This window comes from Ruegeria sp. BHSA162, from assembly GCF_059613385.1.
This window is the reverse complement of record NZ_JBXWSK010000075.1, coordinates 1-16,640: the sequence shown is the minus strand read 5'-3', so window position 1 is coordinate 16,640 and position 16,640 is coordinate 1. Positions and strand designations below refer to the sequence as shown.

At 62.1% G+C, this 16,640-nt stretch carries 15 protein-coding genes; 5 read left to right on the top strand and 10 right to left on the bottom strand.

What is annotated here, in order from left to right:
- The 4 genes from AC2FM5_RS16200 to AC2FM5_RS16185 form a co-directional block, all read left to right on the top strand.
- A partial coding sequence (locus AC2FM5_RS16200) for a porphobilinogen synthase (protein ID WP_496736805.1) occupies positions 1-178 on the top strand: 178 nt, incomplete at its 5' end.
- A 144-nt stretch (positions 179-322) separates the two neighbouring features.
- Positions 323-895, top strand: coding sequence for a lipid-binding SYLF domain-containing protein (locus AC2FM5_RS16195; RefSeq protein ID WP_093962230.1), 573 nt, complete (start codon positions 323-325; stop codon positions 893-895).
- Between the two features lie 153 nt (positions 896-1,048).
- Positions 1,049-3,511, top strand: a complete 2,463-nt coding sequence (locus AC2FM5_RS16190) for a penicillin acylase family protein (protein WP_496736803.1) — start codon at positions 1,049-1,051, stop codon at positions 3,509-3,511.
- Positions 3,512-3,619: 108 nt separating this feature from the next.
- Positions 3,620-4,015, top strand: coding sequence for an SgcJ/EcaC family oxidoreductase (locus AC2FM5_RS16185; RefSeq protein ID WP_496736801.1), 396 nt, complete (start codon positions 3,620-3,622; stop codon positions 4,013-4,015).
- A 3-nt stretch (positions 4,016-4,018) separates the two neighbouring features.
- Here the strand turns inward: AC2FM5_RS16185 and hflX are convergent, their stop codons facing one another.
- From hflX to trkA, 4 genes are all read right to left on the bottom strand, one after another.
- Entirely contained in the window at positions 4,019-5,290 is a 1,272-nt protein-coding gene (hflX, locus tag AC2FM5_RS16180) for a GTPase HflX (protein WP_496736799.1), read from the bottom strand.
- Entirely contained in the window at positions 5,290-5,529 is a 240-nt protein-coding gene (hfq, locus tag AC2FM5_RS16175; protein WP_005982826.1) for an RNA chaperone Hfq, read from the bottom strand. The genes hflX and hfq overlap by 1 nt, the downstream gene beginning before the upstream one ends.
- A gap of 133 nt (positions 5,530-5,662) precedes the next feature.
- A complete protein-coding gene (locus tag AC2FM5_RS16170; protein WP_496736797.1) occupies positions 5,663-7,201 on the bottom strand; it encodes a TrkH family potassium uptake protein in 1,539 nt (512 codons plus the stop codon).
- Positions 7,201-8,577 (bottom strand): Trk system potassium transporter TrkA, encoded by a 1,377-nt coding sequence (gene trkA, locus AC2FM5_RS16165; protein ID WP_093962234.1) that lies wholly within the window; start codon positions 8,575-8,577, stop codon positions 7,201-7,203. Before trkA ends, AC2FM5_RS16170 begins: the two co-directional genes overlap by 1 nt.
- Positions 8,578-8,673: 96 nt before the next feature.
- Between trkA and AC2FM5_RS16160 the strand changes: the two genes are divergently transcribed.
- Positions 8,674-9,153 (top strand): hypothetical protein, encoded by a 480-nt coding sequence (locus AC2FM5_RS16160; protein WP_093962235.1) that lies wholly within the window; start codon positions 8,674-8,676, stop codon positions 9,151-9,153.
- A gap of 10 nt (positions 9,154-9,163) precedes the next feature.
- Here AC2FM5_RS16160 and AC2FM5_RS16155 read toward each other — a convergent pair whose 3' ends face one another.
- The 6 genes from AC2FM5_RS16155 to AC2FM5_RS16130 form a co-directional block, all read right to left on the bottom strand.
- Positions 9,164-10,345, bottom strand: coding sequence for an MFS transporter (locus AC2FM5_RS16155; RefSeq protein WP_496736794.1), 1,182 nt, complete (start codon positions 10,343-10,345; stop codon positions 9,164-9,166).
- 43 nt (positions 10,346-10,388) lie between these two features.
- On the bottom strand, positions 10,389-10,961 hold the full coding sequence (locus AC2FM5_RS16150) for a helix-turn-helix transcriptional regulator (protein WP_496736792.1): 573 nt from the start codon (positions 10,959-10,961) through the stop codon (positions 10,389-10,391).
- A 40-nt stretch (positions 10,962-11,001) separates the two neighbouring features.
- Entirely contained in the window at positions 11,002-12,411 is a 1,410-nt protein-coding gene (ntrX, locus tag AC2FM5_RS16145; RefSeq protein WP_170359009.1) for a nitrogen assimilation response regulator NtrX, read from the bottom strand.
- Positions 12,408-14,696 (bottom strand): sensor histidine kinase NtrY-like, encoded by a 2,289-nt coding sequence (locus tag AC2FM5_RS16140; protein ID WP_496736790.1) that lies wholly within the window; start codon positions 14,694-14,696, stop codon positions 12,408-12,410. The genes ntrX and AC2FM5_RS16140 overlap by 4 nt, the downstream gene beginning before the upstream one ends.
- 99 nt (positions 14,697-14,795) lie before the next feature.
- The gene (locus AC2FM5_RS16135; RefSeq protein ID WP_170338872.1) at positions 14,796-16,163 is read right to left on the bottom strand and encodes a response regulator; all 1,368 of its coding nucleotides are present in this window, start codon (positions 16,161-16,163) and stop codon (positions 14,796-14,798) included.
- A gap of 16 nt (positions 16,164-16,179) precedes the next feature.
- Positions 16,180-16,640, bottom strand: a 461-nt coding sequence (locus tag AC2FM5_RS16130) for an ATP-binding protein (protein WP_496736787.1), incomplete at its 5' end; no start/stop codon positions are given.

The following is a 16,640-nucleotide window of genomic DNA, read 5'->3' as shown; positions in this document are numbered from 1 at the left end:
ACCCACCTATGCCTATCAGGTGTCGGGTGAATACGCGATGATCCAGGCCGCAGCGCAGAACGGGTGGATCGACGGCGAAAAGGTGATGCTGGAAAGCCTGCTGGCCTTCAAACGCGCAGGCTGTGACGGCATCCTGACCTATTTCGCGCCGCAGGTCGCCCGGCTGCTGCAAGGCTAATCCCACGGGACTCCGCGATTTTTCGCCGATCGGCCGGCCTTGGCCTGCCGGTTTTCCCGTGACACCCGACGCCGTTCGGCGTATTCTTGCACACAAGACCGGGACCACCCGGCTTTTCAGGCACATCGACAGAGAAAAAGAAACATGAGCAGTTCCAACACACCACGACTGAGCCGTCGCGGCTTTGCCTTTGGCATGGCCGGACTGACCCTGACCGCCGCTTGCGGCAACGGCGTCGGAAACTCGAACGCGGCAACGATCGATGCCCGCGTCGATGCGACGCTGACCGAGATGTATACCCGCTACCCGAACACCCAGGAAATCGCCAACAAGGCCAACGGGATGCTGGTCATGCCGCTGATCACCGAGGCGGGCTTCGTCTTTGGCGGTGGCTACGGAAAAGGCGCCTTGCGCATCAATGGCGCCACGGTCGACTACTACTCGGCTGTCAAAGGCACCGCCGGGCTGCAGATTGGCGCCCAGCAATACGCCCATGTCCTGTTCTTCATGACCGAGGACGCCCTGAACGATTTCCGCCGCTCAAGCGGATGGACCGCCGGCGCGGACATTGGATATGTCGTCAGCGACCAGGCGGACCAGTTGTCGACCGACCTGACCACCTTGCGCAAACCCGTGCTGGCGGCGGTCTTCGGTCAGGCTGGGCTGCAATTGGGCGCAACGGTCGAGGGCATCAAATACACGCGCATTATTCCCTGACCCCCTGACCCCCCTCAAGAAAACTCCGTCACTGGCCAATGCCGTGGCGGAGTTTTTCGTTTCAGACGCAGATTCCGCGGCGCGGCCTCTTTCGGTCGCCAGAGCCATGAATTAACCTTCGCCTGATCTGCAAATTCAAATGGTGCGCTGCTGATGGGTGTCGTCTTTCGCTGGTTGATGCGTATCGCCTCGGGTCTGGTCCTGCTGACCCTCGCGGCGATCGGTCTGGTGTATTTCCTGGCCAGCCAGTCGCTGCCTGACTACGATCAAACGCTGCAGGTCAAAGGCCTGAATGCCCCGGTCGAGATCGTGCGCGACACCGCCAACGTGCCTCACATCCTGGGGCGGACCGACCCCGACGTGTTCTTCGGTCTGGGCTATGCGCATGCCCAGGACCGGTTGTGGCAGATGACAGTCATGCGCCGGACCGTGCAGGGGCGCCTGTCCGAGGTTTTTGGCCAGCGGACCGTGCATATCGACAAGCTCATGCGTCGGCTGGATCTATACGGGCTGGCGCATCAGTCCTTCGAAGTTCAGGACGATTACACCAAGGCCGCTCTTCGCGCCTATGCCGCGGGTGTCAATGCGCGGCTGGACGAAATCAACGAAAATGCCCTGGGCCGCGGCGCGCCGGAAATGTTTTTGTTCAACGCACCGGTTGCTCCTTGGCAACCGGGTGACAGCATAGCCATGATCAAGCTGATGGCGGTTCAGCTGTCCGGGCATTTGCAGGACGAAGTGCTGCGGGCGCGCACCTCGTTGATGCTGAACGATCCGCAGCGGCTGTCAGATATTCTGCCCGACGTGCCTGGCGCGGGCATTGCAGCGCTGCCCGAATATGCGGCGTTGTTTCCCGACCTGCCCCGCTATGCCGCCAGTTCTGAACCCGCGGCCGCATGGCTGAACCCGGTCCCGCAGCGCGGGTTGGCGGGTGCCTCGAATGCATGGTCTGCGGCTCCTTCGCGTTCGGCCACCGGTGGAACCCTGTTGGCCAACGATCCGCATCTGGGCCTGACTGCGCCGGGGATCTGGTATCTGGCGCGTCTTGAACTGGCCAAGGGCGGCGTGATCGGCGCTACCATCCCCGGCATTCCGGCGGTTATGTCCGGCCGCAGCGACCGGCTGGGATGGGGCCTGACCTCTTCCTATCTGGACGATCAGGACGTGCATATCGAAAGAGTGAATCCCGACAACCCCGAGGAATACCTGACGCCTGAAGGCTTCAAACCCTTCAAGTCGCGCCCTTCAATCATCGAGATCAAGGGCGCCCCACCGATCACTCTGACTCTGCGCTGGACCGAGAACGGCCCCGTCCTGCCCGGCACCCATTACAACCTGGAAACCATCACACCGCCGGGGCATGTCGCCTCGCTGTCCTGGACGGCGCTCAGCCCGCGCGACACCTCGATCAGCGCGTCGATGGCGCTGATGAGCGCGGATACCGTGCGTGAAGCGATTGAAGCTGCCGAGCGGTTCATCGCACCGTCGCAAAACCTGTCGGTGGTCGACAAGACGACCGTCGGCATGAAACTCATCGGCGCAATGCCCAGCCGCGACCTCAACAACCAGAGCCGCGGCCGCATCCCGACGCCGGGCTGGATCGCGGCAAACCGCTGGCAGGGGCGTCTGCCCTATTCCGACAACCCCGAATTCGTGGCCCCCGCCGGCGGCGTTTTGGGCAACACCAACAACAAGATCATCGACCGGCCCTTCCCCCTGCATGTGTCCTATGAATGGGGCGATACGCAGCGCGTCCATCGCTGGGAATTCCTGATGCAATCCCGCGAGGTGCACACCCGCGACAGCTTCATCGAGGCGCAGCTGGACACGGTCAGCTTCACCGCGCGGTCGCTGCTACCGTTGATCGGGGCCGACCTGTGGTTCACCGGCGAGGCCGCGCCCGAAGGCACCCCCGAACGCCAGCGCCAGATCGCCTTGACCCTGCTGGCCGAATGGAACGGCGAGATGAACGAGCACCTGCCCGAGCCGCTGATCTACGCGGCCTGGGTCCGCGCGCTGCAAAAACGCCTGATCGCCGATGACCTCGGGCCGCTGGCCAAAGAATTCAAGCATGTCGAGCCACTGTTCATCGAACGCGTATTCCGCGACATCGACGGAGCCTCGGCCTGGTGCGACGTCCGGCAGAGCGCACCGGTGGAAACCTGCACCGACATGGCCCGGCTGGCCCTGGACGATGCGCTGGTCTGGATTTCCGAGCGTTATGGCAGCCAACTGGAATCCCTGCGCTGGGGCGATGCCCACCAGGCCACCCATGACCACCCGGTGCTGGGCGAGGTTCCGGTGCTGCGCTATTTCGTCAACATCCGCCAATCGACCAGCGGCGGCGACAACACCCTGCTGCGCGGACGCACCTCGGGCGAAGGACCGGACCCGTTCCAGAACGTGCACGGCGCGGGCTATCGTGGGGTTTATGACTTTGCCGACCCCGACAGCTCGGTCTTCATCACGGCCACCGGGCAATCGGGCCACTTCCTGTCGCGCTACTATGACGATCAGGCGCAACTGTGGCGCCGGGGTGAGTACATTCCAATGTCGCTGGATCTGGATCTGGCCCGCGCCGCCGCTGTCGGGACCACCCGTCTGATGCCGCAATAGGCGGGATTTCGGCGGACCCCCGCCCCTTTTTTGTCGCCCCGTGGACGTGGCCCCGTGGCTTGGCCTACCATTCCGGAGCGCCCGGACCGCAGCGCGAGGGGGAAAATCATGGCCAGTTTGCGCGATACCCTGAACAATCTAGCCCGCGACTATGCCATCGCCTGGAGCTCGGGTGACGCCGATGCCGTGGCCGAATTCTTTACGTCGGACGGGCAGATCACGATCAATCGCGGCGACCCCATTGTCGGGCGGGCAGCCATCGCCGACATGGCGCGCGGGTTTCATACCGACTTTCCCGATCTTGAGGTGCGCTGCGACATGCTGCGATGGGCCGGTCCCCACGCCATTTTCGTGTGGACCCTTGAAGGGCACCACGCCCGGACCGGCAACGCGGTGATCACGCGCGGCTGGGAAGAATGGGAGCTGGATACAGAGTACAAAATCCGCTCGTCGTTGGGCTGGTTCGATGCCGACGACCATCAGCGCCAGATCGACGGGGCCTGACCGTCAGAGGCCCGCGAACTGATTGGCCTGCTTGTCGGTCCACAGAACGGTGATTTCGAACCCGTCCTCGGTCTGTTTTTCGCCGCGCACCACGTCCTGCCGGAATAGCCAGGCGCGTTTGTCGCCATCGGCAAAGCCCAGCTTCAAAACCTCTTCCCGGCGCACGCCCCGCAGGGTCGTGGCGATCTCGGTCAGCAGCGGATCGATCCCCTCGCCGCTCACGGCCGAGATCGGGAACACCGCCGGATCGCGCTCGGCCCGGGCCTGCACGGCCTGCCGGTCTTCGTCGGACAGCAGGTCGATCTTGTTCCAGACTTCAAGCTGAGGGCGGGTATCGTCCACACCCAGCGAGGCCATGATCGTGCGCACATCCTCGGCCTGCTCTTCGGTCTCGGCATGACTGATGTCGCGCACATGCACGATCAGGTCGGCGGCCAGAACCTCTTCGAGCGTGGCGCGGAAGGCCGCGACCAGTTCGGTCGGCAGGTTCGAGATGAACCCCACCGTGTCCGACAGGATCACTTCGGGTCCGTCGGGCAGTTCGATCCGGCGCATGGTCGGGTCCAGCGTGGCAAACAGCATGTCCTTGGCCATGACTTCGGCCCCGGTCAGGCGGTTGAACAACGTGGACTTGCCTGCGTTGGTGTAGCCGACCAGCGCCACGATCGGATAGGGCACCTTGGCCCGCGCGGCCCGGTGGAGCGTCCGGGTCTTCACGACCTTCTGCAACTGGCGGCGCAAGCGCACCAGTTGATCGTCGATCGCGCGCCGGTCGGCCTCGATCTGGGTTTCCCCCGGTCCGCCGACGAAGCCCAGCCCACCGCGCTGACGTTCCAGGTGGGTCCAGGCCCGCACCAGGCGCGTGCGCTGATAGCTGAGCGCGGCCATCTCGACCTGCAACACACCCTCGCGCGTGCGGGCGCGGTCCGAGAAGATTTCCAGAATCAGCCCCGTCCGGTCGAGGATCTTGACCTTCCACGCCTTTTCCAGATTGCGCTGCTGAACCGGGGTGACCGGCCCGTCGATCAGAACCAGCTCGATCTCGTTTTCCGCAAAACGCGCGCCCAGTTCCTCGATCTTGCCGCTGCCGAACAGCAGGCCGGGCTGCGCCCGCGGCAGGCGTACGATCTCGGACCCGATCACATCCAGATCGGGCAAGGCGGCAGCCAGTGCCACCGCCTCTTCCAGCGCCGGAACGGGGTCGCGGCGCTGGTCATCTGACTTGATATCGGGATGCAGCACCCAAGCCCGGGTGCGCCTCCGGTCATGTTCCATCAAGAGGCGTCTTCGCCCTCATACAGGTTGATCGGCTGCGACGGCATGATGGTCGAGATCGCGTGCTTGTAGACAAGCTGCGACTGTCCGTCGCGGCGCAACAATACGCAGAAATTGTCGAACCAGGTGATGACACCCTGCAATTTCACGCCGTTGATCAGGAAAATTGTAACGGGAACCTTTGCTTTCCGTACATTGTTCAGGAAGGCATCCTGAAGATTCTGTCTGTCCGAAGCCATATTTTGTTATCTCGCCGTTGTTCTTGCTTACGCGCTGCGGACCAACGCGCTCCCTCCGCGCGAGTATGGAGTGACGCGCAGAGATATTCCAGATGAAAAATCAGGCAGTAACGTGAAGGCCCGAATTGCCGGTTCAATCCCGCCACAGGGCCGGAGTGATCAACGCGATGATCGCCAGAGTCTCCAGCCGGCCGATCACCATCCCGGCGCACATGGTCAGCTTGGCTCCGGCCGACAGATCGATCAGACGGATCGGCAGATCGGTGGCCAGTTCGATCAACGGACCGGTCGTGCTCAGCACCGCGACGCTCAGCACCATGGCGCGCTCAAACCCAACCCCCTCGGCGGCCAGAACGACATCAAGCAACGCGAGCGTCAGCGCGAACATCATCAGAAAGACCCACGCGATGAACGCGCCCTGGCTTTGGATGCGGCGGTTGCCACCGCCTGCCCCGCTTACCGATGACGGGTGGATCAGCCTGTCCAGTTCACGCGCGCCATTCAGGTACAAGGCATAGACCCGCAACAGCTTCACCCCGCCGGCGGTGGTGGCGACCCCGCCCCCGATAAGCGCAAGCCCCATCAACACAAGCCCCGGTGTTCCCAGACCGGACAACTGTTGCGCGTCGTTCCAATAAGCGCTTTCGAACCCGGCCGTCGTCAGGAACGACATCACCGTGAACAACATGCCCCAGATGACGTTCAGCGTTTGCAGGCCCGTCACCTGCCCGCCGATCTCGGCAACCCCGGCCAGCACCCGGAAGACCAACAATGCCGCCACGCCGACGACGATCATCAGGCCGATCCGGAATTCCGGATCGTGGTCCAACCGGGAATAGCCGGTTGTCGCGGTGTCCTTTGAGAACGTCAGGCGGGACAAGGCAAAGAACAGGAACAGAAACAGGATGGCCTCGCCGGTGATCCCGGCGGTGGACCCTTCCAACCCGCCCACTGGCGATATGCCGGACGTGGCCATCACCGACATTGCGTGGCAGATGGCCGTCAGGCCCTTTTCTCCGGCGATCAACAGCAAGACCCAGATTACCGCTGTGAGGCTGGCGTAAACCGGGGTCAATGTCGCCGTCACACGGAGCAGCCGCCCCCGCGGGTCGACCTTTTCGCTCTGGGCAACGCCGGAAACCGGGCGGCCCGGCTGTCCGCGCGCGGTAATCTCGAACCCACCCAACGACAGGGGCGCCAGGATCGCAGCCGCCGAGATCCACATCAGCAGCCCACCCATCCAGCCGACGAGCGCCCGCCACAGGTGAACCGGCGCCGACAGGCGCTCGGGGTCGGGAAACAGGTCCGCTCCGGTGGTGGTGATGGCGCTGACCATGTCAAAATAGGCGTTCAGAAAGGTCGTGTTCCCCAACGCGTCATGGACCGGAACGGCCAGAAACAGCGGCAATACCGTCAGCGAGCCCAGCAGGACAGCCAACTGTCCCAAGGTCCCACGCCGCGGTTGCCGGCTGGCCGTCGCCAGGCCAACGATCGTGACCAGGAACAGCCCAACCAAACCCGAATAAAAGAACGACCGCGACGTGGGGTGGTCATCCAAGGCAAGGGCGTAGATTGCCGGGATCCACATGGCCACGGACACAACCGCCGAGATCAACAGAAACAGCGGCAGCCGCCGAATAACGCTGATTTTGGGTGCGCGGGCGACAGCCATCAGAAAAAGTCGATCGAAACCTGCATCAGGCGTTCGACCTCGGGTACATCATTGGCCATTGCGAAAATCGCAACCACGTCCTTTTCGTCAATCCGCAGACTGCCAGTAGGCCGCAGGACCTCGTCGCCCTTGCGCACCGCGCCGACCAAGACGCCTTCGGGAAAGTCGATGTCGCGCAGTTTCTGCCCGGCCATTGGCGAGGTTGATAGCACTTCGGCCTCGATCACTTCGGCCTCGGCATCACCGATCGAATAGACCTGTCGCACCCGGCCATGCCGGATATGGCGTAGGATCGAACTGACGGTCGTGGCCCGCGGGTTGATATAGGCGTCAATCCCCAACGGCCCCATCAGGGCCACCATGCTGGGGTCGTTGATCAACGCAATCGCCAGCGGGCAACCTTCGGCCTTGGCCCGGACCGCAGCCAGCATGTTGGTCCGGTCGTCATCGGTGACGGCCAGCATCGCGTCCGCGCGCTCGATCCCCGCTTCGCTCAACAGCGCTGAATCCAGACCGTCGCCGTTCAGAACGATCGTACGCTCCAGCGACTCGGCGGCCAGTTCCGCACAGCGCCGGTCACGCTCGATAACCTTTGCACGGATGCGGCCCTCGCGTTCTTCCAGTGTCCGGGCGACTTCAAGGCCGACGTTCCCGCCACCCACGATGACCACGCGATCCTGCTTTTTCTGTGACTTACCAAAGACTTCCATCGTACGATCAACGTCTTGGACGCTGGTAAATACATAGCATTCGTCACCGACGAACAATTGGTCCTCGGATTCCGGCGCGAACAGCGTTCCGTCGCGGCGAATACCCACCACGATGGCGCTGAGCGTTGAAAACAGGTCTGTCAGTTGGCGCAAGGGCGTGTTGACGATCGGGCAATCCTCGGCGATCCGAATGCCCAGAAGCTGCGCCTTGCCATCCATGAACAGTTCCGTGTCAAAAGCCGCAGGCGCCGACAGGCGGCGCATGGCTGCGGCGGCCACTTCACGTTCGGGGCTGATCACCACGTCGATCGGAAGATGGTCGCGGCGGTACAAGTCGCGATGGATCGCTTCGAGGTAGGATTTCGACCGCAACCGCGCGATCTTGCGCTGGATCGAGAACACCGAGTGGGCCATCTGGCAGGTGACCATGTTCACCTCGTCAGAATGGGTCGCGGCGATGATCATGTCGGCGTCACGGGCTCCGGCCCGCTCGAGCACGTCGGGATAGCTGGCAAAGCCGGCGATGCCCTGCACGTCCAGCGTCTCGGTCGCCCGGCGTACCAGGTCAGGGTTGTTGTCCACAACGGTGACGTCATTCAACTCGCCCGAAAGGTGCCGAGCAATCTGCCAGCCCACCTGGCCGGCGCCACAAATGATGACCTTCATGCCTTTGGCCTTTCTGCCTGAGCGTTTTGAATGACAGATGCCCACAGAGCGGTCAATCGAATTGTCATGACGGCCTGTGTGATGCAAGATAAGCGAATGAAAACAGTGCTTCGATTGCTTGTTCCCCTTGCCCTGCTGGCCGGATGCGGGCCGTTGTCGATGTATTATCGCGAAGGCGAAAGCGTCTCGCGGATGCAGGCCGAAACGACCGAATGCCAAGTGCAGGCGCTGAAGGATGCACCGGTTGCAAACCAGGTGCGCCAAAGCCCGCCCACCTATTGGCCGGGCCGCACGTATTGCGACGGGCGCGGGCGATGCTACCGCACCGGAGGATGGTGGGAGCCGGGCCGCGTTTACACCGTAGATGTAAATCAGGGGCTGCGAAACACGGTCGAGGCGCAGTGCATGGCCAAGAAGGGCTACCGCCCCATCAGCCTGCCGCCCTGCAAACAGTCGGTCAAGTCGGGCGTTCCACCGACCCGAACAACCGTCCTGCCGCCATTGGGCACGGCCTCTTGTTTCGTCAAATTCGACGACGGCTCATTCCAGATCATCACGCCGGGGTTGCCGGGCTGACCGGCTGACCTCAGGCCAGATCGCCAGGCGACGATCGCCGGCGGAGTGACAGGAACAGATGTGCTGCGATGGCGGCTGCATAGAATACAAGTACGGCCACGAACATCGAGCCTTCTCCGGCACGCCATAGGATTACAAGCAGAACAGGTGTGCCCAGCAGGTTGCCCGCATTTCCCATCTGCGCCATCGCCCCATAGCTCAGCGCCTGATCCCGGGCCGAGCCATTCAGTTGAGGAACCGCCGCGAAACTGCCGCTCTGCACCAGGCCCAACACCGCAAACAGTGCAATGCCGACAATGGGCAGAGGCGCTCCGAAAAACAGCAGGGCAAGGGCAGCCATCCCGGCCGCAAAACCAAGATTTACAACCGTGACCGCGGTCAGGAACGTCAAGAGCACGGGTACCGCGATCCACGACAGCACGATACCTGCCAGCGGCATCAGACTGGCTACAAGAACCGACTGATCTTCGGGCATACGGCCGGGCAGGATCGCCAGCAACGACACGAAGGTCAGTGTGTAGAAGAACCATCCGATCGCCGGTGCTGCCATGCGAGGCGAGCGGTAGGTTTCTAGATGCGTCTGCAGGATGGATCCCAGCCCCCACCCATGCCGTTCCGTCGCGATGGGCGGAACCTTTGGCGGAAACAGGGCGACCAGTCCTGCAATCAGCGCCATCAGGAACCCGTGGCCCATGAAGAAATCCGCCAATCCAAAACGCTGGATCAACGGAAGGCCGAACCAAGCGTTCAGCGCAAAGGCAACTCCAAAGAAAGAACTCCACAACACCATGGCGGCATTGCGCGCGGCTCCGCGTGTGATCTGTGCGATCAGCGTCGGAGCGGCAACCACGATCGCCAGATGCGAAACGCCCTCAATGATCCGGCTGCCCAGCATCACGTGAAAACCGGGAATGGTGGACTGGAACACCGATACAACGCCGCCCAGAAGCAAACCGAACACCAGCAGGCGGACCGGTCCTAACTGCGCGGTAATGGCGCCTGACATGGCCCCCAGCACGGCGCCCATCAAACTGATGATCGACAACAACCAGCCGATCGAATCCCCATAGCCTGGGTACAATGCACCGACCGCGTCGAAGGCAACGGCGATCTTGGCGAATTGCGTGGCCGCGCCCAATCCGGCCACCCATAACAGGATCACCTGCAGGAATATGCGAAAAGATTGTGTCACACCCGAGTTCTACCCTCGCCCCCCGGCGAGGTGAACGCATATATTATGCGGCGCGTACGCGCGTGCCGCTGACAAGGCGCACTGGGGTTCCATCGGCCAGATACAGTCGCTCCCATACGATTTGGCCTGCGCTGATGGTGATCTGGTCGTGCACGGCCTGAGAAGTGATGAAAGCTTTGGGATTTGGCACCTGAAGGTCCCACCAACCCTCGTCCGTCAGCTCCATTTCGGCCTGGCGGATCTCGTCGGTCGCATACTGCCACAGCGACACCCCCAACAACGAGTGCTGGCTGGCTGACCAATCCCGTGCGCGGCTGGGTGAATAGGCCAGACAAACATGGCTCGCTTCGTCCACCAGATGCAGACAGGCTTGCGAACTGCCGACAAGCCGCTTCAGTGCTGCATCGTCGGCGCGGTGATCCGAAAGCGCCGAGAAAACCGCAGCTTGTTGTTCAGGGCTTGGGGTCTGGACCTCGTTTTCCCAGCGCGACACCGTGGCCTGATCGACCCGCATCACATGTGCAAGCGCCGCCTGCTTCATCCCGGTGGCCCGCCGAAGCCGTTTGAGACGACGACCAAAGGCGGGAAATCCCTTCTGGATCATCGATAGCGTCATGGCCGGGCGCCTCCCGTTGTCCTGCCGGTATGGCCGGCCCCTATTCCGCCGGTTCAGGCTCGTCCAGTTGCGCCACCCGCGCGCCCGACTTGTTCGACGTGACTACACCCAACGATTTCAGCTTGCGGTGCAAGGCGCTGCGTTCCATTCCAACGAAACTGGCCGTGCGGCTGATATTGCCGCCAAAGCGATTGATCTGGGTCAGCAGATACTCACGCTCGAACGCCTCTCGTGCCTCGCGCAGTGGCAGCGTTGCCAGAGCGCCCGACAGCACGACCCGGCCGGAATCGTCGGCCTTTTCCTCCTCATTCGGCAATTCCCGCGCTTCGATCGGTCCGGTGCCATCACCAAGGATCAAGACCCGCTCGACCAGGTTCTTCAACTGGCGCACGTTGCCGGGCCAACTCATGGTCTGCAGCAGAGCGACGGCCTCTTCCGACAACTCGCGCACGGGGAGGCCCTGGGTTTCGTTGCACATCTCGATGAAATGCTTGGCTAGGACAGGAATATCTTCGCGCCGTTCTTCCAAAGACGGCACCGCGATCGGGACGACGTTGAGACGGTGATACAGCTCTTCGCGGAACCGGTCCGCGGAAATCTCGGTTTCAAGGTCGCGGTTAGTGGAAGAGATCACCCGCAGATCGACACGGACGTTGTCCGAGCCACCCACCCGCTGAAACTGCTGATCGACGAGAACGCGCAGGATCTTGGACTGCGTGCCCAAGGGCATGTCGGCGACCTCGTCGAAATAGACCACACCGCCATGGGCCTGTTCGAGCAGACCGGATTCAACGCCGCGTTCGGCGGATTCACGGCCGAACAGAACTTCTTCCATGCGCTCGGGTTCGACGCCGGCGCAGTTGACCGTGACAAAGGGCGCGTTCGCCCGGTTCGAGTGCGCATGAATGTAGCGCGCGGCGATTTCCTTGCCCGATCCGGCGGGACCGCGCAGCATGACCCGACCGTTGGATTTGGTCACCTTGTCCAACTGGCTCAGCATCGCGCGGAACGCAGCCGACTTGCCGATCATATCGGAATTGCTGACTTCCTTGCGCTTGAGCGAGGCATTCTCGCGACGAAGGCGCGACGTTTCCATCGCGCGGCGGATCACCACCATCAACTGATCGATGTTGAAGGGTTTTTCGATAAAATCATATGCCCCCTGCTTGATCGCAGCGACGGCGATTTCGATATTTCCGTGCCCCGATATGATCACTACCGGAACATCCGGATTGTCGCGTTTGACCGCCTTCAGAATGTCGATCCCATCCATGCGGCTGTCCTTGAGCCAGATGTCCAGGATCAGCAGCCCGGGTGGTTCTGCGTTGATCGCGGCCATGCACTCGTCCGAGTTGCCGGCCAGCCGGGTGGAATATCCTTCGTCCTCCAGAATGTCGGACACCAGTTCGCGAATATCGCGCTCGTCATCTACGATCAGAATGTCACTCATCTTTGGCCTGCTTTCAGTGTTTTGGTTTTAATTGCCTGCTTTTGCGGCGCTGCGACCGGGGCCGTGTTGGCCTTCGGCAACCGGATCACGGCCATTGCGCCAAAATGGTCCTGTCCGTCGAACACGGGCGCATCCTCAAGGGTCAGCGTACCGCCGTGTTCTTCAATGATTTTCTTGACGATGGGCAGGCCCAGGCCAGTCCCTTCGTCGCGCGTGGTCACATAGGGCTCGAACAGCCGCGCCCGGTCTTCGGGCAGCCCGATGCCGTTGTCCGCGATGGTAATCAGTGTTCCGTCGTCATCCGTGGACAGGCGCACCTTTATCTGCGGGCTGAGGTTGTCGGGCGGACCCTTCTTTTTCAGGGTTTCGATGGCTTCGCCGGCGTTCTTGATCAGATTTGTGAGCGCCTGGTTCAGCATCGTCGCGTCCACATCGGCCAATACTGGCTGGTCCGGGATCTCCGCGTCGATCTGAACGTCTGGCTGACCGGCCTGCTGCAGCAGAACCGCCTCGCGCACCAGGCCCGCGATGTCTTCCTCGTGCCGGTCGGGCTCGGGCATGCGGGCAAACTTCGAGAATTCGTCGACAATCCGGCGCAGATCGTTGGTCTGGCGAACGATCACGTCGGTCATGGATTCAAGGCTGGCGCTGTCCTCTTCATCCAGCTTCCGCGCAAACTTCCGCCGGATGCGTTCGGCGCTCAGCTGAATGGGGGTCAGCGGGTTCTTGATCTCATGCGCGATGCGGCGTGCCACGTCCCCCCAGGCCGCCATACGCTGGGCGCTGACCAGATCGGTCACGTCGTCAAAGGCGACCACGTAACCTTCCAGCCTGCCGTTCTCGCCGCGTCGGGTTGCCATCCGGACCAGCAGGTTTTCCAGTTGCCCCTTGCGGGTGACCTTGATTTCGTCCTGAATTGCTTCCTGGTTGCCTTCTTTCAGCGCTTCGAACAAAGGCAGGAACTCGGGTACTGCAATGCCGATTGCCAATTGTTGCTCATGGCCTTTCCAGTCCAGCAAGCGCTCGGCCGATCGGTTGACGAATGTCACCTGACCATCCGGATCCACCCCGACAACGCCCGAAGTCACCGAACTGAGCACCGAGTCGAACAACCGGCGGCGGCTTTCGATCTGGCGGGTGTTTTCCAGCAGCGTACCCCGCTGCGCCTTCAATTGCCGGGTCATCTGGTTGAAGTACCGCCCCAGCATGGCGATTTCGTCGTCGCTGGCCTCCTCGATGACCTGCACGTCCAGATCACCGGCCCCGACCCGCTGCGCGGCGGTGGTCAGACGACCAACCGGGCGCGAGAGCCGCTCGGCGAACCACATACCCAGCGAAACGGCCGCCAAGATGAGGATTACCGCGAACCCCAGATACAACAGCCCGAACTCGAACAGCACCCTGCCCCGTTCGTTTTCCAACTGTTGATAAAACTGCGCGGTTTCCTTGGTGTCATCCAAAAGGGTCAACAACTGGCCATCTACTGCGCGGCTGACATATAGATATCGGTCCAGATAGGCTCGCAGCGGCACCAGAGCCCGGAATTCGTTGTTGGGCCAGTCCGCGATGATCAACAGCCCCTCGTCTCGGGCCTGCTCCAACTGCTCGGGTGTCGGCGGTTCGTAGTTGAACAGATAAGACCTGTCTCCGCGGGCCCGGATTTCGCCACTGCCGTCAATCACGTAGGCTTCGCGCAATCCGCGCTGAATCTGTGCCTGCCCCTGGGCCAGCACCTCGCGCAGCTCGGCATCCGAGATGTAGAAGTCCAGCTTGCGTGCATTGTCCAGAAACCGCGCAAGAACCGAGGCATCCTGCGTCAGACCCTGTTCGTGCTCTTGTTCATAGGCCTCGGCCGCCGTCAGCGAAGATCCGACAACCTGCCTGACCCGGTCCGAGAACCATCCCTCAAGCCCGATATTCACGGTCAGACCGGCAAAAATCGCAACCGTCACCGTTGGCACCAGCGCCAACAGCGTGAACGCCCCGATCAGCCTCAGGTGTAGGCGAGAGCCCGCCGATTTGGCTCGACGCGCCGCAACCAGATTGCCCAGCTGCCCCAGAACCAAGGCCGCCACGACCAGGATGTAAACAAGGTCTGCCAGCAGAATCAGCCGAAGCGTGGGCGCATTCGCACCCAGGTCAAACGGCCCGATAACAAGGTAGGTCGCAAGGGTCAGGACCGGCCCCAACACAACCAGCCCCAATGTGCCGAAATTGCGCAGTTTCCGGGACTTACGCCACCGATTCAGGGATAATACCGGCCGTTTCTGTGCCCGGGATACCACCGTCTGCCCTCATCCTGATGTGCCGCTTTCGCGGCGTACCGCCATATGTCGTGGTCTTTTCCGGGACTGTGCTCGGATGCCACGGTTTGTGTGGCGAGATTACATCAGTTTGCGCCGACGTGTCACCTGAATATCGAGATCAGTGATTTTTTTGCGCAGCGTATTCCGGTTGATCCCCAGCAAATCGGCACATTTTGCCTGATTTCCTCCGGTCGCATCCAGCGCGATTTCGATCAGCGGAGCCTCGACCTCGCGCAGAATGCGCTGGTACAGACCCGGTGGCGGCAGCATGTTTCCATGAAGGTCAAAGTAGCGCCGCAGATGCCGCGCAACCGACGAAGACAGCTTCTCTCGTTCGCTCCCGCTCAGCAGTGGTTCGGCCTCGGGCTGACTGCCCAAGACGGCCTCGACCTCGGACTTGGTGATTTCGTCGGATCGGCTTGTCAGGCTCAGCCGCCGGATAGCGTTTTCCAGTTGGCGCACGTTGCCGGGCCAGGAATACCGGCGCACAAGTTCGATCGCGTCAGGGCCCAACCGCCGCTTTGTGCCGTTTTCGCGTTCTTCACGGGCCAGAAAATGCTCGGCCAGCAGCAGGATGTCGTCGACCCGCTCGCGCAGGGCTGGCACATGGATGGTGGCACCGCAGAGGCGGTAATAAAGGTCCTGCCGCACCCGCCCGCTTTCCATCGCCTCGGTCAGGTCCGACTGGCTGGTCGCCATGAAGCGCGGAACGTGGTCGCCGGGCGTGTCCATCATCCGCACGATCCGGGCCTGGATTTCATCGTCCAGGTCTGCAATTTCGTCGATCAGCAAGGTACCGCCGCGCACCCGGGCCATGACCCGGGCCGGACCCTCCAGGTCGCGCAGGTCTGCTGCAGTAGCAGTCACAAAAGGCAGTGTCCGCCGGTCTGAGAAATCGTGAATTGCCCTCGCAATCAACGACTTGCCCGTGCCACTTTCACCGGAAATCATGACCGAAAGATCGGTGTTCATGACCCGGGCGACCAACCTGTACAGGGCTTGCATCACCGGAGTTCGACCGACCAATGGCAACTCGTCGGGGCGGTCTTCGGATGTGTCCGCGGGTTCGATCTGAACCCGCTGCTTGCGGTCCAACGCCCGGGCGGTGCGCTTCATCAGATCCGGCAGGTCGAACGGTTTGGGCAGATAGTCATAGGCATCCGCCTCGGCCGCCTGGATCGCCGTCATGATCGTGTTCTGGGCCGAGATCACGATCACCGGCAGGCCCGGCCGGTCCTGTGCGATCTTGGGCAGCATTTCCAGCCCGTTGCCATCGGGCATGACCACGTCCGAGATCACCACGTCGCCCTTGCCCTCGCCGACCCAACGCATCAGCGTCGTCAGGGACGAGGTCGCATGCACCTTGCAGCCCGCCCGCGTCAGGGCCTGGGTCAGAACCGTCCGGATCGTTCTGTCATCATCTGCAACCAGTACCGTGCCATCCATCTGGTGTTCTCCTTGATTATTCTTTGTCCTGCCCTGCCTCGCGCGGCGCGCGGCGCAGTGACAGCCGGAAGACTGTCCGCCCCGGCACCGACTCGGCCGTGATCCAACCGTCGTGGTCGGATACGATCTTGCTGACCAGTGCCAAGCCAAGGCCGGTGCCGTTTTCCTTGCCGGAAACGAACGGGTCGAAAATATCGCCGCGGATGTCCTCGGGCAGGCCCGGGCCATCGTCGATGATCTCGATCTGCAACGGCAACGAGTGACCCGAGCCATCACTGCGCCGCAGACGGAAGGAATGTTCGAAATAGGTGTGCAGGCGGATCGTCCCGCCCTCGGGGCCGGCGGCCTCGGACGCGTTCTTGAGCAGGTTCAGAACCACCTGCAACAGCTGATCCGGATCACCATAGGCCAATGGCAGCGACGGGTCGTAGTCCTCGATGATAGTCATGTCCGCGCCAAAGCCCAGCAGCGCCGAGC

Bases quoted from the DNA above. Each gene is read 5' to 3' on its own strand.
- AC2FM5_RS16190 (WP_496736803.1), top strand. From the start codon at position 1,049: ATGGGTGTCGTCTTTCGCTGGTTGATGCGTATCGCCTCGGGTCTGGTC.
- AC2FM5_RS16195 (WP_093962230.1), top strand. From the start codon at position 323: ATGAGCAGTTCCAACACACCACGACTGAGCCGTCGCGGCTTTGCCTTT.
- AC2FM5_RS16135 (WP_170338872.1), bottom strand. From the start codon at position 16,163: ATGGATGGCACGGTACTGGTTGCAGATGATGACAGAACGATCCGGACG.
- hflX (WP_496736799.1), bottom strand. From the start codon at position 5,290: ATGGAACATGACCGGAGGCGCACCCGGGCTTGGGTGCTGCATCCCGAT.
- AC2FM5_RS16170 (WP_496736797.1), bottom strand. From the start codon at position 7,201: ATGGCTGTCGCCCGCGCACCCAAAATCAGCGTTATTCGGCGGCTGCCG.
- hfq (WP_005982826.1), bottom strand. From the start codon at position 5,529: ATGGCTTCGGACAGACAGAATCTTCAGGATGCCTTCCTGAACAATGTA.
- ntrX (WP_170359009.1), bottom strand. From the start codon at position 12,411: ATGAGTGACATTCTGATCGTAGATGACGAGCGCGATATTCGCGAACTG.
- trkA (WP_093962234.1), bottom strand. From the start codon at position 8,577: ATGAAGGTCATCATTTGTGGCGCCGGCCAGGTGGGCTGGCAGATTGCT.
- AC2FM5_RS16185 (WP_496736801.1), top strand. From the start codon at position 3,620: ATGGCCAGTTTGCGCGATACCCTGAACAATCTAGCCCGCGACTATGCC.
- AC2FM5_RS16150 (WP_496736792.1), bottom strand. From the start codon at position 10,961: ATGACGCTATCGATGATCCAGAAGGGATTTCCCGCCTTTGGTCGTCGT.
- AC2FM5_RS16160 (WP_093962235.1), top strand. From the start codon at position 8,674: ATGAAAACAGTGCTTCGATTGCTTGTTCCCCTTGCCCTGCTGGCCGGA.